This window comes from Pontibacillus sp. ALD_SL1, assembly GCF_017355605.1.
Map to the genome: position 1 here is coordinate 3,586,188 of NZ_CP062974.1, position 20,028 is coordinate 3,606,215.

Sequence of the window (20,028 nt, forward strand, 5' to 3'; positions counted from 1 at the left end):
CTAAGTCACAACCCCTTCCCACAAAAAAGAAACCGCTCGGCTTCGAACGGTTCCTCCATTTCTTACGTTTTCACTAATCTTACTAATTCGATGCCTTCTTCTGTCATGACAGAATCACCTTCGTAGTAAAATCCATATTTCTCATATAAATCAATGGCAGGGGTGTTATTTCTCCCAGTCATGACTTCTAATGGTAATGGCACTTCTTCAAGTAAATGTTCTAGCAACCTAGAAGCAATCCCTTGTTGCAAGTAATCAGGATCCACTGCTAGCCTGGCTAGGACATTTACTTCACGTAGTTCTTCACAGCCGATAACTCCTAAAAGTCTATTCTCTTCTCGATAACCGAAGAACATCTCACTTGTATTCTCGATTTGCTCGGCTGTGTCTGCCATCGGAGGCAGCTTCTTAACACCAAGAAGCCTGGCCTCAATGGGATAACTCCTTTTCTGTAGCTCAATAATCTCCTTCGCTACATCAGGGAGGTTGTTCTGCAAACGTTCGATCACTTCATCACCTCATTACAGGATCCCGACAGACGATAAGAAGATAATCGCAATACAAACGGGCGCTACAAATTTTACTAGAAAACGCCAAATGTGTCGAATAGGGCCTGCAGAAGCCATATCTGTTGCCTCAAAAGCCTCCGCCTTTGACCAGTGCCAACCGACGAATAACGCGATAATTAAACCACCAAGCGGCAGGAAGACATCCGAAGCAACAAACTCCATTGAGCCCATAATATCTCGATCACCGATAAGTGTAACGTCAGACCATCTTCCCATACCAAGAGACGCTGCAACTCCAAGGAGATACATTAGCGAACCAAGAACGGCACTCGAGAGCGTACGACTCCAGCCAAATTTACGCATAAAGTAAGCTACAGGAACTTCTAAAATTGAAATCGAGGATGATAAAGCCGCTAAACAAAGCAAGAAGAAGAAAACAAGACCCACAATCCCACCAAACGGCATCTGTTCAAATACCCCAGGGAGCGTAATAAAGACCAAGTTCGGCCCTGATTCAGGAGAAATATTAAATGCAAATACGGCCGGGAAGATCACAACACCCGCAATAATGGCAAAGAATGTATCCATTAAACCGATCCCTACTGTTGCAGAAGGTAGCGATTCATCTTTTGATAAGTAACTCCCATATGTCATCATTCCTCCCATACCAAGACTTAGTGAGAAGAATGCTTGACCTAAAGCAGCTAAATAAACCGAAGGATCTTCTAGAATTGACCAGTTAGGCTGGAATAAGAACTTCAAACCCTCTAGAGCACCTTCTAGTGTAACGCTATATGCAGCTAGCATAATCAACAATACTGCTAGCGTTGGCATAAAGATTTTACTAGCACGTTCAATTCCATCCTTCACTCCTGTTAACACAACAAGAATTGTGATGACCATAAACAAACCGTGCCAAAACAATGGGGATACAGGGTTCGTTATAAACGTACCAAAGGCCGCCTCATACCCGCCACTTGGCGCGTTAAAAAATGAAGTATTTAGATAATTCCAAAAATAATAAAGAGACCACCCCGCTACCACGCTATAAAAACCTAGTATGAGAAACGAACAAATTAAACCCATATACCCTTGAATAAACCATGGCTTTTTAGGTGCTAATTTTTGATAAGACCCTACCACATCGCTTTGGGCTTGTCTTCCGATACTAAATTCAGACAATAGAACCGGAATCCCTATCAGCAGCACAAATGCTAAATATAATAAAAGGAAGGCACCTCCTCCATTCTCTCCTGCTACATAAGAAAAGCGCCAAATGTTACCCAGTCCGACCGCTGATCCCATGGCAGCTAGCATAAACCCTAGTTTGGACTGCCATTTCTCTCTTGCCATAAACAAAGAACTCCCTTCACTCATTTTCTCTGAAATACGGAAAACTATATCATAAATCTCTTGGATTATCGATATACTTTCAGACATTTCAAATGATTTACATTTTACAGACGAATATCAAACCTCGAGTTTGAAGACTGCTGCGATGAGGGTTGTACAGCTTTCTTATGAAAAGCTCTACACGGTGAGCCGGTCGTTTTCTCTACAAAAATGGACGGTATTTCTTTCGTCTTGAATCCGTACGCTTTACATCCCCTAGGAAAAGCAGGGTTCCACGTCGTATAAAAATGCCTACACTGAAAACAATTCGCTTTTTTCTTCACCTATTTTCCCCTTCCCTAGAATCGCTATACTGCCATCAATCTCTCCATGTGATAAAATGATAAAAATCCCAAACAGAGAGGAGAGAAGCTATGGGTCGTTGGTTTAGCAATGAGATTCATCAACCATTTGAGCCACTGATGACAAGCCACATTATGATTCTCACCCTATTCTTTGCAGGGCTCCTAACACTCTTTTTTAGCCACCGTCTATTCAAGCGTTCTACGCGTTATACGGCCTTCATCAGATGGACGTTGTTTACCATTTTACTACTTTCGGAACTTACATATCAGCTATTCGCTATTACAAACGATATCTGGAGCACGAAAGAATTCGTCCCACTGCATTTGTGTGGGGTTGCTTCCATATTAGCCATGATTGCTCTTGTAACAAGAAACAAAGCCCTCATTCAATTTAATTTCTTTATAGGCATTATACCAGCGTTTCTGGCTCTTCTCACACCAGAACTGCCCAATGCTTTTCCTCATTATCGTTTTCTAAAATTTTTCTCTCATCATATGGCGATCTCTTGGGCAAGCTTGTTCTTAATCCTAACATCAAATGTCACCATTACATTCCGCTCGCTATTAGGAACCTTCGGAGTGCTCAATCTGTACGCTATTGTTATATTTTTTGTTAATAGAGAGATTGGATCCAATTATCTATTCCTTTCAAGTGCCCCAACAGCGGAGACACCATTGGACTTATTAGGATCAGGGGTTTGGTATTATATTAATTTAGAAATACTTACTTTCTCCGTCTTTCTTCTATTATATTGTGCTTATCGCGTGACCCTATCCAAGAATAAGAGAATGTTTCCGCTTGCCTAATTGAGCGTAGGGTGGTTCGGGAAATCACTCGCTTTCCACATCCCCTCTGCCATTCGTTCTTTTGCCCAATTAAAAACCGCCCGGGAGGAGGATCCCAGGCGGTTTCGATGTGTATCTATTAACTTGTTTGCTGTTGTTTTTGTGGTGTTGTAGAGAATACTTCTGGATATCCGTAGCTTCCGTGCTCACTCATATCAAGACCAAGAAGTTCTTCTTCTTTAGATACACGCATGCCGCCCATTGCCTTTTGAATAATCTTAAGGAAGACAAAAGAGACAACGAAGGCATATAGTCCACTAGCTCCTACACCTAAAGCTTGAACACCTAATTGTTCAAAACCTCCACCGTATAAGAGTCCTGCACGACCGCCATTGGCAGCTGCAAGTTCTGGTGTGGCGAAGAAACCAGTTGAAAGAGTTCCCCAAACACCAGCTACACCGTGTACAGATAGAGCAAAGATTGGATCATCAATCTGCTTCTTCTCAAAGAAGGACATGCTATAGTGTACAATTACACCCGCAATAAGACCAATGACTACAGCCGCCCAAGGAGCTACAAAGGCACAAGATGCTGTAATAGCAACAAGACCAGCAAGCGCACCGTTAAGCATCGTTGTGATTTGCGCTTTCTTCGTAACGATCATCGTAATAAACATTGCAGCAACCGCCCCTGCCGCTGCAGCTAGTTGAGTATTTAATGCAACATATCCAAAGAACGCCCCGTCAACTGATACCGTACTACCTGCATTGAAACCGAACCAACCGACCCATAATAGGAGTACAGCGAGTGAAGTATAGACCTGGTTGTGACCTTCGATTTCATTCACGCTTCCGTCTTTGTTGTACTTTCCACTTCTAGGCTTTAAGATCATCGTGGCCGCAAGAGCTGCCATGGCACCCGTTAGGTGAACAACGGTAGATCCTGCGAAATCCTGCTTACCGTGTTCCGATAACCAGCCTCCTCCCCAGATCCAATGCGCAACAACTGGATAAATGAAAACAGAGAATAATACAGCGAACCAAATATAAGATGATAGCTTTGCACGTTCTGCAAATCCTCCGAATGCGATCGTTAAAGCAATTCCTGCAAACGCTAACTGGAAGACAAAGAAAACTGTTTCAGCTAAATCTCCCCCGGCATCAATCGTACCACCATAGAAGAAGTTAGATAGACCTACAAAAGCGTTGCCTTCCCCAAAGATCATTCCATATCCAACTGCCCAAAAGACCAAAGATGAAATTCCGAATGTAAAAATCGTTTTTCCAGCAATGTGGCCAGCGTTTTTCATACGAGTTGAACCTGCTTCTAAAAGAATAAAACCACCAATCATTAAAATGACCAAAACGGCAGATACCATCGTCCATAAACTGTTCATCATGCCTAATTCACTCACTGTAACTCCTCCTTAACGTTTTATGTTAGGTTTTCTAACATGTTCATGTATATAATATTACAAGTTTTCAGATAATTGTCAACAATTTAGACCAAAAAATAAGAAACGCCTGATTTATCAATGATAAATTAAGCGTTTCCATTGTTGATTTTATTGGATTTTTTAGGTAAACGAAAATTTGAAAAAATAGGCGCGTCCGGATGCCCACCTTTTACAATAAAGTCCCTAATCATTTCTGCTGCGATGGTACAATACATTGTTCCATTTCCTCCGTAGTTTAAAGCAAAGAAGCTACGAGGAAATTCAGGTTGAGGGCCAATAATCGGAAAGCCATCATGTGTACTTCCAAACACCGCCCCCCAGTAATAGTCAACGTTAACCCCTTCTAAATCTGGGAACAGGGAGAGTAATGATTGAAGAAGTTGATCCCGTTTCGATTGCAGGTGACGCTCTCTTTGATCTTTCTTTATATAAGGTTCATCTAATCCACCAATAATAATGCGATTATCTGCTGTAGTCCTTGCATATAAATACGGACGAGCTGTTTCCCAAATTAAGCATCGATCCTTCCAACCAGGAAAGTGAGTCACAGGTTCTGTCGCCATAGCGAAAGACGTCTCTAAAACTGCATTCTGGTTTCTCTTCATTTGTTGCGCTTCGTAACCCGTCGCATAGACAACAAATTTTGTGCGGATTGTATAGTCCCCTTTCACAAGAAGAGTCACCTCACCTTCACGTTCACTGTGGTCTACCACTTCCGTATTTTCAAATACTCGAAGACCTTCATTTGCACTCGCCTCAATAAGTCCCACTGTTAACTTAAATGGGTTAACTTCAGCATCCCCTTTTGCGTATATGGCACCAGGCTTAGAGAAAGAAAAGGACTGTTCCACATCATTTCTGTTCATGTAATCTACTTTGAATCCATATTTCTTTAACGTTTTATATTCTTTTTGAAGAAGGGAAAGATCTTGTTCAGAAGTAGCAAAATATAAGCTATCGCGTTTAATAAAATCTGGGTCTATCTTACATTCTTGAGCTAACGCCTCTACTTTATCGATCCCCGCCAAGCAAAGTTGGTAGTAACGAAGGCCATTGTGTTCTCCATATGTTTCTATACAAGACGTCAAGGTCTTATCATTCGAAAACTGAAGCAGTCCAGTATTAGCTGATGTAGAACCGTGTCCAATTTTCCGTTTATCGACAACGACCGTATCTATGCCAGCTCTTACAAGCTCTCTCGATATAATTGCACCAGAAACACCACCCCCGACTACAACCACATCACAAGTTATATCCTCAGTGACTCTCGGGTACGAATTCTCTTTTGTCACTGTATCCACCCACAATAATGACCCTGATTTCAAATCCATAGCCATCACCTCCGCTTCTTTTTATGGCTTTGTTAAAAGTAGTAATCTTGAAGACTCGAAGTTGAGAGAATGTTTCCGTTTGCTTTAATTGAGTGTAAGGTGGGCCTGGAAACCACTCATCAAACATAACGGTCTCTTCCAGCTAAACTATATTAACTTTACCGATGCTTATATCGATCACTATCGACACTAAATATGCACAGAGCCTTTTCACAAGAAAAATGGTAGGGCTAAATAAAGAACTGCTGCTACTCCGGCTGCCATTGCGGCTGGCTTAAACTTGAACTTCGCGTAACGCACGGCGTTTAAGTTTAAAATGCCTGCTGTTGTGTTGGTGTTGTCACTAAGAGGGGAAGAAAAAGCTCCAAATGTTCCACTTGCGAATACAGCGCCGATGACGATTGGTAACGAACTCCCACTAACAGTAGCAATTGAAACCCCTACTGGCATTAAGATCCCCCATGTTCCCCAAGAAGAACCGATGAAATAAGACAGCGCGCATCCAATTAGGAAAACGAGCACTGCGACGAAAGAAGCTGGTATCCATTGAAGGGACTGAGAGATGGTTTGAGCGAAGTTAAGGGCTTCTGATCCTTTACTCAGCCCCCAAACCATAGCTAGCAAGAGGATAACACTCATCATTTCATTGCCTCCATTCACGAGTTCATTCATTTGCTTCCTTAGAGGATAAGATCTTATTTTTAAATAAATGATGAACCATGCAATGGAGATCACTACTGCTAACACCATTGCATCTAACACACTTGCATTTATTAACGCTTCAAACCCTTCAGCTCCTTCCTTTTTCACACCGAGCATGTACATGAAGAAAAATGTAAAGATAATAACACTAACTAACGGAAGAATGAGATGCCAATAGTTAGAAGGAAGGTCTTTCGATACAGATGGATGACAATCTTCCCACTGATCATCGTCCTCTTTTCCCTGTTGTTCGGAAGCGTTATTTTCAGCATCCGTGGCTTGCTTTTTGCTCTTATGAAAGAAACTTAAGTAAAACCCAATAAGAATCATAGAAATGGCGAAGAAATTATAGGGAATACTTCTTAAGAAAAACATGTACGGATCCCCTTCTATCCCATTTTGGTCCATTGATAAGCCAATAACAGAAGACATGTAGCCCACAAAGGCCGTTGCTACAGGCACAAGAACGACAAAAGGGGATGCCGTTGTTTCAATAACAAATCCGAGTTCTTGTTTTGTCATAGGTAACTTCTTCACCATTGCTTTCATAACTGGAGCAATCGTTACAATCCGAAAGCTCGGAGCACTGAATGTCCCAAGAGCTGATAACCAAGTGAGAGCAAAAGCCCCTTTTCGGCCTGAAATTTTTTCCGTTGCTGTTTGTACAAAACCCTTAATACCGCCTGAGATTCGGACTAATCCTATAAGTCCAGAAAAAGCATAAAGGAAAATAATAATCTTTAAATTGTTCGGATCAGACAACCCTTTAATTACAAAATCAAGTGCCTGAGTCATACCCCCTAACCAATCAGGGGTAACTAGGTAGCCGGCAACCACAACCCCAAAGAATAAACTAGGGATTACTTGTTTCGTGGCAATGGCTGCTATGACTACGACAATAAAAGGAATAATTGAAAACCAGTTCATACGCTTCTCCTCATTTCTAGAATTGCTGTTCATAGCATGTGAGAAAGACATCATTTTATGCCTGAATTCATTAGTGATCGATAATTGGCGAAGGCCGTTACCATACGAGGACTTGGGCTGGTAAGTTAAACGGCCACGCATTCAATAACTTCCCCCTTCAAACACTCACAATCTAAAAAAGTGGCCACTCTTCTAAAGAACGGGGTTACAAAAAACCTTCAAGGACGTACGTAATTACGTACGTCCTTGAAGGTTTTATTTAAGGAATATAGTTAAAATTCTCACTATTGTTTCACGTGTAACTTTTCGACAAAATCCTTGGTATGTCAGCATTTCACGACGTGATTCTGCATATAAAATTACCATTTATGCCTTGGGGAGGGTTATAGAGTAAGAAATCACCATCTGTTCTAAAAGTGAGGGGAATCTATGATGGAATTTAAATTACTAGTAGCTTCATTATTCATCTTTTTAACAGGGTGCAATTTAAGAGTGTTGGATCCTAAGAGTGAAACAGCGCGTGACCAATCTCTTTGAATCAAACTAAAGATTACATAAATGTATAAAATTCCCTTATATTTCAAAGGCATCATTGATTTACTTCTTTTTGTTTAATTATTATAATGATTTTTAGAAAATGGAACTTAAATGGAGGATTGAAGTACTATGACTCAATCAAATTATTACTCTTTCTTTCAAGCACAATTGCAAGCTCACTCGTCTTCGGTTGCTTCCGATATTCTAAATTTACTAGAAAAACATTACCCAAAAGAATATGGCGGATTAGAAGATAAGGAACATGAAGAACTGATTTCTTTTTTAAACAAGCTCGTTAACATGATTGGAGAGAACATTGTTGAGAAGGGGGATTCTATTCAACGTGCGACAGATCTCGGGGAAAGGATCGGTGAAATTGTTAGCCAACGAGAAGGTGTCTTATCTGACTATATAGCGAAGCTAAGCCTATACAAAGAAGCCATCTGGACCTTTGTCGAGAACCAGACGCGCGGGAGAAATGAATCTTTTAAACAACTAATGGACATTGTGAATCGCATTGATCTGTTATTTAATTATATAGTGCATGGATTTACATTGGCTTTCTCTAAGGCGGACCAACGAAAAGTAAATGATTATGAAGAAAAGTATTTGAAGTTATCGACCCCTATTGTGCCGATTATGGATCATGTGGCTATATTACCTATCATTGGAGAAATCGATGAGAAGCGCGCCAATGTGATCATTGAGGAAACATTAAGGGAGTCGAATGAGCTTGATATTGATTGGCTTGTTATTGACTTGTCCGGAGTTTACCAGGTGGATGACCTTTTCATGAGCCACTTAGAGAAGTTACTCACATCCCTTGAGATCCTCGGTCTCAAACCGATCTTAACTGGGATGCGCCCGGACTTAAGCATGCGGGCCGTTCAAATGGGGCTCGTTTCTAAAACAAAAGAAGATGTCACTACAAAGGCTACGTTAAAACAAGCCGTGGCTATGCTGTACGATCAAACTACAAAATAAAAGTATATATGTCTAATAAACTACAAAAAGCTCAACCATAATTGGATGAGCTTTTTGTCTTAACACCATTATCCTTCAGTTAAAGCTTTTTATTCCTCACCTGGATCAGTTGATGATTCATGCAGTTGCTCTAACTTCTGTACTCGTTCCTCAAGTGCATGGTATTCTTCTTTCGTCACGAAGCCAAGATCACGGATTTGCTCGCGGAAGTAGGCTTCTGTTTGAGCGTTCCACTTTTCGTTTTGAGCTTCACCTTTTTCACGGAATTCACGAATGGCTTCTTTAGCCTCTGTTGGACTCATCTGCCCTTTTTCCACCATTTCGTTATACACTTTCTCCACTTTCTCTTTGCCATTTAACGCAGCACCAATCCCGATTAAAAACCCTTTACGTAGTAAATCACTCACCCTTATTCCTCCTATCTTTTGTCGTAATCTTAATGGTTCTAAAGTGAACGCTTGCTACTAATATAAAAGCGGCAAGGCCCGTTGCTCCTGTTATAAATCCGATATACATGTACAGTGATGCAAGGTTCTCAAAGCTATATAAAGCAAACACTCCTCCACCTATAAACAGGAAGAAGGATAGAAACGCATAAAAGAAGTAGTAGTGATGAAACATCTGCCTCTGTTGCTTTCTCTCCTCAAAAGCTCTTTGCCTTGGGGCATCTGTTAAGTATTCGTTCAAGCTTTTTGGCAAGGATAGAAAGGGCTTCGCTGTATCTTTTATTACTTCCTTATATAAGCTTGCGTCTGATTCTCCACCAGACACCCACTGCTTAATAACAGGTTTTCCCCACTTCATTAAATCGATATCCGGATATACTGTCGTTAAAACTCCAATCACGATGGATGCTGCTCTACCAAGAAACGCGTAGTCTGCTGGCATTTGTATAGGTTGTTCTTTCACAAACTCTTGGAGGTCCTTCATAATTTGATTCAGCGCTTCCTGATCAAATTTCTCAAAGTCACCCTGCAAATACATATCTGCTGTTTCTTTTAATAGTCGTTTAACCTTTTGGCGATTTGCGTACGGAAGTAGGAAATCCATATCTTCCAAGGAACCAATGACCTTATCGTAATCGTCCATGATAAATCCTTGTATGATCATCCGAATGTAACTAGCGTCTTCTTTACTAATTTCACCAACCATACCGAAATCAATCATAACAATGGTGCCATCAGAACGTACCATTAAGTTTCCTGAGTGAGGGTCCGCATGAAACATGCCATCAGAGACAAGTTGCTCCACAAATAAATCAAATACTCGCTTGGCCAAATCTTCACGCTTTAAATTGTTTTCCTGTATGAATGATTCGTCTGTAATTTTTACTCCTTCGATCCATTCCATCACAAGTACACGTCTGGTTGATAGTTCTTCATGATAATCAGGGACATAAACTCCTTTAAATCCAGAGAATCGCTTTTTAAAGTATAGAGAATGCTTTAATTCTTCGGTGAAATCAAGCTCTTTCCCCATAACGTATACCAGTTCACGATATAATGCGCCAAGATCCGCTTTCTTGCCAATAGAGGTTAAGCGGCCCAGTAACCAGAATACGATCCGAAGTGCCTTAAAGTCGGTGTGGAAGATTTTCTCCACACGGTATCGTTGGATTTTCACAGCCACATCTTGACCATTATGGAGCTTACCTTTATAAACTTCACCAATTGAAGCTGAGGCTACAGGTTCATCTCCAATTTCCTGAAGATGCTTGTAAACGTCTCCTCCCCATTCTCGCTCTAATATTGCTTTTGATTTTTCAAAAGGAACGGGCTCGACCCTGTCGACCAATCCTTCTAATTCCTTCAAAAATACTGGAGGGAGAAGATCAGCACGTGTACTTAAGAATTGCCCGAATTTAATAAGCAACCCCTCAAGCATTAACGACTTCTTCCTATATTCTTTCGCTTGTTTCACTAGTAGTTCTTGCCATTTATTTCTTGTTTGTTCGTCCCAAATACGATGAAAACGCTGAAACCAAAAGATCTGCCAGAAAAATTTTAAAGCCATTGCTACGATAATAGTAATTCGATAAAGTGCATTATACCTCAACTGCATCCCTTCCCCCTCTCATCTCTCTGTAGTATTTGTACCCTTTTTCAGCACTCACAACCCTCTCGTTTGGGGTATTGTATGTATTTTGGTATGGTGAAAAGAGACCATGGGAAGGATGTTCCCTATATGGGCAGGATCCAAAACCTAAAGAAACATCAGGAGGGAACTATGGAAATTCAACGTCTGCAAGATGACCAGCTCACGGCTGTAAGCAAGTGGCTAGCTCAATGTAACGAACAAGACGTTCACTATATTGCTTGGTTAGAATCAGAGCCGAGTGCGATTGAAGCACAAATAGGAGCGTTACTTCAATTCAATGAGCCCCATGCTTGGGTCGCTGTGGAGGAAGGAAGAATAATAGGTTTTATAGGACTAGAGCCGTTTGAAGGTGAACAAGTTGGAAGATTGCTTGGACCATTTGTCTATGGAGTAGATGCCTTGAACGTGATGGAAACGCTTTGGGAAAGGGCGCTAGCAGAATGGAAGAACCTTTATTCGGAGCTGAAAGTCGCTTTCTTTGAGCAAAACCAAGACGTTCTTCACTTTTGTGAATCAAAGGGTTTTAAGCTTTATAACCGGGAGAAAAACTTGATTCTCCTTAAACAAACGTACCTTTTCACTCCCCTTAGTGAACATGTAGTCCCTTACGAGGGATCCTTTGATAAATTGCAGCAGTTGCACCCAGATGCTGCCTATTTCAACGCAACAGAAATGACTTATTTAATCCAAGACCCGCATTTTTCATTATGGTGCTATAAAGAAGAAGACACCGTAAAAGGGTATATTTTCTTTGAACAGATTGAAGGCATGGACGAAGGTGAAATTTGCTTTTTGCAGGTTGAAGATAGCGAACAAGGTCAAGGGATTGGTTCAGCCTTAATCCGGTATGCTTGCCATCAAGCTTTCCTAGAGCAAGATTTATCCGTCGTAACCGTTCCGGTAAGGTCTACGAACCCTCAAGCTGAGAAGTTATACAAAGAACTAGGGTTTCAAGAACACACAACGATTGTTGCGTACACAAAAACGATTAACTAAGGATGAAAAAGATTAAATTTTCCAATTTTACAAAAAATATTCTAAAACGTCTTGATTTTGTTGCGAAATCGCTTACAATTATATTAAAATCGTTAAAAAACTAGATTTGTAGGTGACATAATGAGTACGTCTATTAAACAGGCCACAATTGAACAGTTTATGAAAGTTCGCTTACAGAATCGCAACCATGATTACTTACATCCATCTTATTTGATGGAGCGCCAACTACTTGTCGCTGTCTCACAAGGGGATCCTAAGAAAGCCCATCAACTCTTACATTCTATAAACGAAGAACGAGCGATTATATCGCCGAATCCAACCCTGCGTTCCGTAAAAAATGTCCTCGTTAGTTCTTGCACCCTTTTTACACGCACGATTATTCATAGCGGTGTTCAACCAGAAGATGCGTTCTTGTTGAGCGATCAGTACTTGGAACAGATCGAAAGGATCAACGATGTTGATGAACTCTTTCAACTCGAAAGAGACATGCTGACGAAGTTTATTGAGCGCCTCAACAAAGAAGAGACTCTTCCGTACAGTAAAGTGGTTAATCAAGCAATCGCATTTATTCATGACCACATTTTAGAAGACCTTACACTCGATTCAATTGCTCAGAATAGTTTAGTTAGTCCAAGTTATTTATCTCACTTGTTTAAGAAAGAAGTAAGCGTATCTGTCGTTCAGTACATCAATCAAAAACGAATTGAGGAATCCAAATACTTTCTTCTTCACACTACTACTCCTATTTCCGATATTGCTACCCTCTTTCAATTCTGTAACCAAAGCTACTACACCTCCTTGTTTAAGAAGTATACAAACGTCACGCCAAAAGAATTTAGAGAATCCTATTCTAAAGTCGGACAAGAAACCGCTCTATCTTAAAAGTAGTATGTATGTAAAAGGACCCGGGATCACATGCCCCCGGGTCCTTTTCAGTCTTATTGTCGAGCCGAATCTAAGATGCGCCCTTCTACTTCTTGTTCCATAATATACACCCTTCCACGACGTTATGGTTCGTGTTAGAAGAGGTAGATTGTAGAATATAGAATGAACACAAGATAACGAGCAGGGAGTGAACGTAATATGAATCAATTAATCCAGCAATCACTAGAAGCCATTGGAGACACGTCTTCTATTCAAGAAACAACGTCAATATCTGGCGGTGACATCAACCAGGCCTTTTATGTTCGCACCAAAGAACAAGAATACTTCGTAAAAACAAATCAAGACGTTCCTGAACACTTCTTTCGCGTAGAAGCAAAGGGGCTTTCATTCATTCGTGATACGAAGGCAATCCGCGTACCAGAGGTGTATCACTATGATGAACCAACAGGAAATGAGCAAGTTGCGCTCGTGATGGAGTGGCTAAAAGGAGAACCAACCGGTGATACAAAAGAGCGCTTAGGGCGCGGGATCGCCAACATGCATAAAGCTTACGGAGAGAAATTCGGCTTTGAAGAAGATACTTTTATCGGCGCTCTGCCACAGCCAAATCGCCTTGTAGAGGACTGGACAACCTACTACCACGACTATCGTCTTGTTCCTCAATTCAATATGGCTGCAGAAAGAGGACAGTTACCACTAGAAAGAAAACAACGGTTAAAGAAGCTAATGGAACGCTTGCCTCAGTGGCTCACTCATGAAGTGAAACCTTCTTTACTCCATGGAGATCTATGGGGCGGAAACTGGATGGCTGGTCCAAATGGAGAGCCATGTTTAATCGATCCTTCTGTTTTTTATGGTGATCATGCCTTTGAATTAGCGTTTACTGAAGTATTTGGAGGATATTCTGAAGGGTTTTATAGAGCGTATCAGGAAGAAATGCCTTTTCCTGAGAATTATGAGGATATCAAACCTCTCTACCAGCTGTACTACTTGATGGCTCACCTGAATCTGTTTGGTGAGGCCTACGCCGGTAGCGTGGATCGTATCTTGAAACGTTATGTGGGATGACGTGTACCCCATCCATAATGGAAGGGTTGAATTCAATACGGTTTAGTTTTGCAATGTATAGAGAAACGTTTCCGTCAGCTTTTATGGAGCTTAAGGAGGGCCTGGGAATCACTCGCTTTCCGCGGGCGAGCTGTCGAGCTTCCTCGTTCGCATTCGCTCTCTGCGGGATCTCGTCTAGCTCTCTCTCCCGCAGGAAAGCGAGTTGTCCCCCCAACAAGCCCTACCACTCTTATGGTAACGGATCTACCTGACCAAAAAAGCACAGCTGGGTTAGCCAGCTGCGCTTTTTATTTGGATGGGATGTATTTGGCTTCTTTTTGTAAGGAAGAGAGAAATGCGTGGAGGTCTTTGGAGAGTTTTCTCGCTTCTTCATGGGAGATTTTATGGAAGTTAATTTTTCCACCTGGTGGGAGCTGGGCAATTTTCCATAGGTCAGCTCGAACGATGTTGCCGATGGTGACATAGCCTCCTGTTGTTTGACTGTCTGCCATTAAGATGACAGGCATTCCACTTGAAGGAACTTGTACGGTTCCGAATGTGACTGCCTCAGAGATAATATCTCCTGTATCTTTAAAGGTCATTGCTTCTCCGTCTAGTTGAATGCCCATACGGTCTCCTGTAGAGACTGTATACGTGGTGTTAAAGAACCCTTCTATACTTTCTTTTTTTATATAGGATTCGTGTTGGCTTACAACAAGCCGAACGTCAACTTCTTTATCGTAGGATGGGCGCTTGTCGTGACTCAGCCCTATCTTTTTACGATTGACTTGGTTTGAATGGCTATATAGTTGATCCCCCGATTGAATATGACTCCCCATTTGCCCTCGTTCATAAACCGATTGACTTCCTAGGATTGAATCAGAATCTAATCCTCCTTGAACCGCTATGTAAGCTCTGATTCCTTCGACAGGGCCTTTAAATGTAAGAGTGTCCCCTTTTCTCCATATAAATGTGGACCATAGAGGAGCTCTTCGGCCGTTCAACTTTGCATCTAAGTCTGCTCCTGTTATGGCAACAAGATGATCATGAGATGCTTGGAGGGTTGTGCCTCCCATGGTCACTTCCAAGCAAGCAGCTCCCAAATCGTTTTCGACTAATCCATTCCCAATTTGAAGGGCAACCTTATCCATCGCCCCTGATATCGGTACACCGTAATGTTGATACCCAAAGCGTCCCAGGTCCTGAATGCTTGTTAAAATCCCTGCTTTTTCTATTGAACATAATAGGTAGGACACGTTTAGGATCCCCCCACTTTTTTTACGCTAACATTGTGATGTTCTAACACGCTTTTAATGTGTTCTGCATGATGATAGGCTGAATCTCCATCTCCATGAAAACAAATCGTTTGGGCCTCTAACGGAATTTGCTTTCCATCAAGAGATGTTGTGCAGCCGTTTTGAACAATGGAGAGGACTTGTTTCTCGATTTCCTCTAAACTTGAAATCACAGATCCTTCCATTGAGCGCGGGGCAAGGTATCCCTCTGATGTATAGGCGCGATCGGCGAATGCTTCTTGAGCCACCTTCAGCCCCATGTCTTGGCCTGCTCGAACGAGTTCACTATTACTAAGACCAAATAGAATCAGGCTCGAATCAAAATCCCGTACAGCCATTGCGATTGAGCTTGCCATTTCATAATCTTTGGCTGCCATATTGTATAAAGCCCCATGTGGCTTCACATGTTGAAGTTCCACACCTTTCACTCTGCACACTCCAGCAATCGCACCGAGTTGATAAGTGATCAAATTATAAATCTCTTTACCACTCATATTAAATTCACGACGACCAAAACCAAATAGATCAGGAAAGCCCGGGTGCGCTCCAACAGCTACCCCTTCTGACTTAGCCCTTTCGATCGTATCTGCAATAACGTTGTAATCCCCTGCGTGGAAACCACATGCCACGTTTGCCGACGTAATTACTTTCATCAATTGCTCATCTTCCCCTACTTGAAAGGCGCCGTAACTTTCTCCAAGGTCTGCATTAATATCTAGTTGTGTCATCCTTACGCCTCCTTGTCTACGATTTCAATGGTGTAAGATCCATTCTTAATCCGTTGCTTAATTTCTTCATATTCCTTATGTTGAACAGGGCGAAAACGAATATAGTCCCCCATTTCAATCAGAAAGGGATCTTCTCTAGTAAAGTCAACAATTTGGACAGGCGTTTGTCCAATAATATTCCAACCACCTGGAGAACCAATAGGATAGACCCCCGTCTGGCTTCCTGCAATGCCTACAGACCCAGCTTCTACCCGAGCACGAGGCTTCTCTAGACGAGGAGTAGCAATACGCTCATCCATTCCCCCAAGATAAGGGAAGCCAGGCAAAAAACCTATCATATACGTCAGGTAATCTCTCGAAGAATGAAGGTCAATGACCTCTTCTGCTGAAAAGTTATTGGCTGAAGCGACTTTTTGCAAGTCTTCACCTACCTCCCCACCATAATATACAGGTAGGATAACAACTCTTGATGAGGCCGTTTCGTCTCTTGCATCCGCAGAAGCCCATATGTTCTCTAGTTTCTCTTTCATTTGATTAAAAGAAATTAGTGTCTCATTAAAATAAACCGTCAGTACTGTATAGCTTGGGACAATATCTGTGATGGATTCTACTGTATGACGTTTAATAGATTGGTAAAGCTTTAGAATTCGTTCATGTATTTCTTGTGAAATATGATTTGGAAAAACGACCTTTATACCGTTTTCTCCAAACGGTACGTACTGTATATCTCTCATTATTATCACCTGCTATTCTATACTCTCGATACATGTTCTAATACCTTGAAGCAGATCACGATGGGACCAACTTGGGATCCGTTTATGCTTAACAGCTAAATCGTGAGAAGCAGGGATATGAATAAATCCTGCCTGAGTATTCATATTGTGAGATTGTATATAAAACAAGGCTTGATACATGACATTATTACACAAATATGTACCTGCTGTATTTGAGATATCAGCTGGTAGTTCTTGTTCTGTTAATCGGTCTACCATCTTACGAATCGGCAAAGTAGAGAAGATCGCATCAGGACCATTCTTTTCGATCCACTCATCTCGTGGGGTTCTCCCTGAATTATCAGCATCCCCGTCATTACAATTAATAGCGACACGTTCTGGTGTGATCTTGTATCGACCACCTGCTAGACCAAGAGAAATTACGGCATCTGGTTCAATTTCTTGAATATGTTGAACAAGTTGTTCTCCAGATTGATTAAACTCTACCGTTAAAATCTTCCCCACTATTTGATATCCATTGATTTCTTGTCCATCAAGCTCCTCGACGATCTTCATCGTTGGATTAACCGGAAAGTCTAAAAACGGTTCAAAACCGGTTAAAAGCAGTTTCTTCATCGCTGTCATTCCTCCTTAAGTATGGAATAATCCACTCCTAAACCCTATTCCATACGCCCATATAAAAATCCTGCCACCCTAACCCGATGACAGGAAATCCTTTACCCCACTACCCAAACAGCGCGTGCCAGACACCCTTTAGTGAACTAAAGGGTGTCTGGCACGCTTTACTCTGTTAAAGATAAATTGTTACTTGGCTTGGTTTGATTTATTGGGATCCATAAAGAAGGTCGTTAAGGTCATTAATGCCAGGAATACGATTACGACGCTGAAGCCGCCTGTTTTACCATACACTTCTGAAGCAATTCCGACGATATAACCTGCAATACCGCCACCAATTCCGGCTGCGATATAGATTAAACCAAGAGCTGATCCTCCTGCTTTTGAGATAGATGTACCAAAGGCTGTACCGGTCGGAAATAGCGTGGAGAAGAAGAACCCTGCACCAGCGAATAACCACGGAAAGCTGTTTGCGAATAGGAAGCTGATCCCAATCATGACAACAGAACCTATTGAGAATACGATTAGAATAATGCGTTCATTTAGCCAATTCGTTAGATAAGCTACCCCTAAACGTCCGATCATAAAGAATACGGAGAATAAGGACAGGATTCCTGCCACCATTGCTTCCTTATCAGCCGTTGACATTCCTCCTAAATCAAGACCTTTAAGATATGATGGGAAGAAGTTCATAAAGGATACCTCTGCTGATACTTCAAGCATTAAGAAGACCATTAAGAACACAAACTGTGCGTCTTTCAGCATAGGGATGAATGCTTTAATATCAATCTTCTCAGCACGGCCATCTGGGAAGTTTGTAGATGTTACATAGATAATAACTGCGATTAAGCTGGCTGCAATTCCGATATAGAAATATCTCCATGAAGCGAATTGGAACATGAAGTTTAAGAACTGTGGAAATACAACCATACCTAGACCATAAACACCCATGGCTAAGTTAAACATTCGATTTTGTTTATCTGGATAAGCGGATGGAATAATTGCATTTGATGCCACTCCAAGTGACCCAAGTCCAAAACCGACAATCATATAGAACCCTAAGAAGAACGTAATATTAGGAGCAATTCCTGTTCCAAGGAACCCAATCCCCATGACGATTGAACCGATAATCGTCATAATTCTTAAGCCCTTTTTATCGGTATAATAACCAATTAGTAAACTTGCTAATGTAAATCCAAGCTGAAATATAAATACGACAAGACCAAATTGACTCATATCAAGACCAAGGTCTTTCTCAACTTGGTCTAAAACGATCCCCTTTGTATTCGTTACACCACCAGATATAAACTGGGTAAACATTAATATGACCAGGGCGTGTATGCTTTTTCCTTTTGTTGACATCGTTCAGGCCCTCCAACTATTTCGGTATAGTTTTAATAAGTGATTCTGACGGAGTGATTCCCACCACACTTCTCTCTAAAACTCCCAAAAGCAATGACAACGTTTACCTATAAGAAAAAAATTTATCTCACGATTTCCTTTAACACAATAAAGGGTGTCAGACGCGCATCTACTCTTCACCGCAGTGAAGCGCGAACGCGTGTCTGACACCCTTTATTCTTATATAGCACAAAAGCGCCTCTTGGGCGGTTATGTGCGTTTATGTGTAGGCCCTTCCTTTACCAGAGTCACTTATTTCAATGAGGTCTTCTGGGTAGGGCTGGAAATAGGTTTGTCCTAATAAGTAATCATCTTGAAAGCGAATCACCCAAGATTTTAGTATGCCGAGCACCGTACTAAGAGGAATTTTTTCATCATAATACTTGTCCAATTCATCAAGAAAGTATTGCTTTTCTCCTCTTGTCAGTTCGTTTTTGAAATACCCCATTATATGCTGACATACATTTACATTTGATTTTCGACTTGGAGCTCTTCTTAACATCCAACCTAATTTCTCTTCATAAGCATTAAGAACTTCTTCAATCGATAATTGATCATGATTGGCTACAATTCGCCCCATGTCTTTTAATGTCTTTTGGTTGTAAGACATAAATAAGTACTTGTTTTCAGAATGAAAAGCAACTAGGTGCTTCATAGATGGCGTTTGCTTCATTTCACGAAAGCTTGCTAAAGTAAAGAGTTTGGTAAAGAAATGCTCCCTGATCCGGAAGTTCTTAAGTCGTCCTTCTTCTTCAATTGCTAAAGCTTCGTGCTCATTTAGCACTTCTTGAGCGAATAGACCTTTTGTCTTTCCAACTACAGGAGACTTTTCTAATTTATCATAGACTTTTACATCCTGAATCCCACATGTCGGTGATCGATTCTTAAGTAAAAAACCATCTACATCTGGTAAAGAACTAAGAAATCCTTTGGCGAAGTGAGTCATAGAATCTGTTAAATCATCCCCGCTCGATGGTTGCATCAGACGCTCTTCTTCCCCATTCCGAACAATCCGAATAACGTCACGTGGAACGCCGAGTCCGATTTCCATCTCAGGGCATACAGGTATAAATGTTACATATGGCATTAATCGTTGAACAACTTTGTCAGGAATCAGTTCACCATTGTATCGCACATGATCGAACTCTAAGCATTTACTCACGACAAGTTTAGGTGTTGCAAAAGTTCGCATATCAAAATCCCTCATTTTTAGAAATAGTGTACGTTCATTGTAGAAGCCATTCCCGTTCTATTCGAATTTCAATAGTTTCTATTGTTTCCTTGAACCGATTATTTCATGA

18 protein-coding genes are annotated in these 20,028 nt (G+C 41.2%); 5 read left to right on the top strand and 13 right to left on the bottom strand.

The window, feature by feature from the left end; translation table 11 throughout:
* Positions 1-62: 62 nt before the first annotated feature.
* Both IMZ31_RS17810 and IMZ31_RS17815 read right to left on the bottom strand, forming a co-directional pair.
* Positions 63-509 carry a GNAT family N-acetyltransferase gene (locus tag IMZ31_RS17810; protein ID WP_207528580.1) on the bottom strand — a complete coding sequence of 149 codons (447 nt, stop codon included), beginning with the start codon at positions 507-509 and terminating at the stop codon, positions 63-65.
* 12 nt (positions 510-521) lie between these two features.
* Entirely contained in the window at positions 522-1,862 is a 1,341-nt protein-coding gene (locus tag IMZ31_RS17815; RefSeq protein ID WP_207528581.1) for a sodium-dependent transporter, read from the bottom strand.
* Positions 1,863-2,275: 413 nt separating this feature from the next.
* On the opposite strand from IMZ31_RS17815, the gene IMZ31_RS17820 reads away from it, so the two are divergent.
* Positions 2,276-3,013 (top strand): YwaF family protein, encoded by a 738-nt coding sequence (locus tag IMZ31_RS17820; RefSeq protein WP_207528582.1) that lies wholly within the window; start codon positions 2,276-2,278, stop codon positions 3,011-3,013.
* 118 nt (positions 3,014-3,131) lie between these two features.
* On the opposite strand, the gene IMZ31_RS17825 is transcribed toward IMZ31_RS17820, so the two are convergent.
* The 3 genes from IMZ31_RS17825 to IMZ31_RS17835 all read right to left on the bottom strand — a co-directional run bounded on the left by IMZ31_RS17825 (position 3,132) and on the right by IMZ31_RS17835 (position 7,549).
* Complete coding sequence (locus IMZ31_RS17825) at positions 3,132-4,406, bottom strand: ammonium transporter (protein WP_242705606.1); 1,275 nt, start codon at positions 4,404-4,406, stop codon at positions 3,132-3,134.
* A gap of 128 nt (positions 4,407-4,534) precedes the next feature.
* Entirely contained in the window at positions 4,535-5,779 is a 1,245-nt protein-coding gene (locus IMZ31_RS17830) for an NAD(P)/FAD-dependent oxidoreductase (RefSeq protein WP_207528583.1), read from the bottom strand.
* A gap of 210 nt (positions 5,780-5,989) precedes the next feature.
* Positions 5,990-7,549, bottom strand: coding sequence for a Na+/H+ antiporter NhaC family protein (locus IMZ31_RS17835; RefSeq protein ID WP_371825463.1), 1,560 nt, complete (start codon positions 7,547-7,549; stop codon positions 5,990-5,992).
* Positions 7,550-8,074: 525 nt separating this feature from the next.
* Between IMZ31_RS17835 and IMZ31_RS17840 the strand changes: the two genes are divergently transcribed.
* Positions 8,075-8,929, top strand: coding sequence for an STAS domain-containing protein (locus IMZ31_RS17840; RefSeq protein WP_207528584.1), 855 nt, complete (start codon positions 8,075-8,077; stop codon positions 8,927-8,929).
* A gap of 89 nt (positions 8,930-9,018) precedes the next feature.
* On the opposite strand, the gene IMZ31_RS17845 is transcribed toward IMZ31_RS17840, so the two are convergent.
* Together IMZ31_RS17845 and IMZ31_RS17850 are read right to left on the bottom strand one after the other, a co-directional pair.
* Positions 9,019-9,336, bottom strand: a complete 318-nt coding sequence (locus IMZ31_RS17845) for a phasin family protein (protein WP_207528585.1) — start codon at positions 9,334-9,336, stop codon at positions 9,019-9,021.
* Positions 9,329-10,990 (bottom strand): ABC1 kinase family protein, encoded by a 1,662-nt coding sequence (locus IMZ31_RS17850; protein WP_207528586.1) that lies wholly within the window; start codon positions 10,988-10,990, stop codon positions 9,329-9,331. The genes IMZ31_RS17845 and IMZ31_RS17850 overlap by 8 nt, the downstream gene beginning before the upstream one ends.
* Positions 10,991-11,155: 165 nt before the next feature.
* Between IMZ31_RS17850 and IMZ31_RS17855 the strand changes: the two genes are divergently transcribed.
* The 3 genes from IMZ31_RS17855 to IMZ31_RS17865 all read left to right on the top strand — a co-directional run bounded on the left by IMZ31_RS17855 (position 11,156) and on the right by IMZ31_RS17865 (position 13,975).
* Positions 11,156-12,022, top strand: coding sequence for a GNAT family N-acetyltransferase (locus tag IMZ31_RS17855; protein WP_207528587.1), 867 nt, complete (start codon positions 11,156-11,158; stop codon positions 12,020-12,022).
* 120 nt (positions 12,023-12,142) lie between these two features.
* Complete coding sequence (locus IMZ31_RS17860) at positions 12,143-12,904, top strand: AraC family transcriptional regulator (protein WP_207528588.1); 762 nt, start codon at positions 12,143-12,145, stop codon at positions 12,902-12,904.
* A 201-nt stretch (positions 12,905-13,105) separates the two neighbouring features.
* A complete protein-coding gene (locus IMZ31_RS17865; RefSeq protein WP_207528589.1) occupies positions 13,106-13,975 on the top strand; it encodes a fructosamine kinase family protein in 870 nt (289 codons plus the stop codon).
* A gap of 287 nt (positions 13,976-14,262) precedes the next feature.
* Here IMZ31_RS17865 and IMZ31_RS17870 read toward each other — a convergent pair whose 3' ends face one another.
* The 6 genes from IMZ31_RS17870 to IMZ31_RS17895 form a co-directional block, all read right to left on the bottom strand.
* Positions 14,263-15,210, bottom strand: coding sequence for a 5-oxoprolinase subunit C family protein (locus IMZ31_RS17870; RefSeq protein WP_207528590.1), 948 nt, complete (start codon positions 15,208-15,210; stop codon positions 14,263-14,265).
* Positions 15,211-15,212: 2 nt separating this feature from the next.
* Positions 15,213-15,977 carry a LamB/YcsF family protein gene (locus tag IMZ31_RS17875; protein WP_207528591.1) on the bottom strand — a complete coding sequence of 255 codons (765 nt, stop codon included), beginning with the start codon at positions 15,975-15,977 and terminating at the stop codon, positions 15,213-15,215.
* A gap of 2 nt (positions 15,978-15,979) precedes the next feature.
* Entirely contained in the window at positions 15,980-16,711 is a 732-nt protein-coding gene (pxpB, locus tag IMZ31_RS17880; RefSeq protein WP_207528592.1) for a 5-oxoprolinase subunit PxpB, read from the bottom strand.
* Between the two features lie 12 nt (positions 16,712-16,723).
* A complete protein-coding gene (pcp, locus tag IMZ31_RS17885; protein ID WP_207528593.1) occupies positions 16,724-17,326 on the bottom strand; it encodes a pyroglutamyl-peptidase I in 603 nt (200 codons plus the stop codon).
* Between the two features lie 189 nt (positions 17,327-17,515).
* A complete protein-coding gene (locus IMZ31_RS17890) occupies positions 17,516-18,688 on the bottom strand; it encodes an MFS transporter (RefSeq protein ID WP_207528594.1) in 1,173 nt (390 codons plus the stop codon).
* A 259-nt stretch (positions 18,689-18,947) separates the two neighbouring features.
* Entirely contained in the window at positions 18,948-19,919 is a 972-nt protein-coding gene (locus tag IMZ31_RS17895) for a YbgA family protein (protein ID WP_207528595.1), read from the bottom strand.
* Positions 19,920-20,028 lie beyond the last annotated feature (109 nt).

Coding starts and splice junctions, on each gene's coding strand:
- IMZ31_RS17815 (WP_207528581.1), bottom strand. CDS start 1,862: ATGGCAAGAGAGAAATGGCAGTCCAAACTAGGGTTTATGCTAGCTGCC.
- IMZ31_RS17820 (WP_207528582.1), top strand. CDS start 2,276: ATGGGTCGTTGGTTTAGCAATGAGATTCATCAACCATTTGAGCCACTG.
- IMZ31_RS17830 (WP_207528583.1), bottom strand. CDS start 5,779: ATGGATTTGAAATCAGGGTCATTATTGTGGGTGGATACAGTGACAAAA.
- IMZ31_RS17835 (WP_371825463.1), bottom strand. CDS start 7,549: ATGCGTGGCCGTTTAACTTACCAGCCCAAGTCCTCGTATGGTAACGGC.
- IMZ31_RS17840 (WP_207528584.1), top strand. CDS start 8,075: ATGACTCAATCAAATTATTACTCTTTCTTTCAAGCACAATTGCAAGCT.
- IMZ31_RS17850 (WP_207528586.1), bottom strand. CDS start 10,990: ATGCAGTTGAGGTATAATGCACTTTATCGAATTACTATTATCGTAGCA.
- IMZ31_RS17855 (WP_207528587.1), top strand. CDS start 11,156: ATGGAAATTCAACGTCTGCAAGATGACCAGCTCACGGCTGTAAGCAAG.
- IMZ31_RS17860 (WP_207528588.1), top strand. CDS start 12,143: ATGAGTACGTCTATTAAACAGGCCACAATTGAACAGTTTATGAAAGTT.
- IMZ31_RS17865 (WP_207528589.1), top strand. CDS start 13,106: ATGAATCAATTAATCCAGCAATCACTAGAAGCCATTGGAGACACGTCT.
- IMZ31_RS17875 (WP_207528591.1), bottom strand. CDS start 15,977: ATGACACAACTAGATATTAATGCAGACCTTGGAGAAAGTTACGGCGCC.
- pxpB (WP_207528592.1), bottom strand. CDS start 16,711: ATGAGAGATATACAGTACGTACCGTTTGGAGAAAACGGTATAAAGGTC.
- pcp (WP_207528593.1), bottom strand. CDS start 17,326: ATGAAGAAACTGCTTTTAACCGGTTTTGAACCGTTTTTAGACTTTCCG.
- IMZ31_RS17890 (WP_207528594.1), bottom strand. CDS start 18,688: ATGTCAACAAAAGGAAAAAGCATACACGCCCTGGTCATATTAATGTTT.
- IMZ31_RS17895 (WP_207528595.1), bottom strand. CDS start 19,919: ATGCGAACTTTTGCAACACCTAAACTTGTCGTGAGTAAATGCTTAGAG.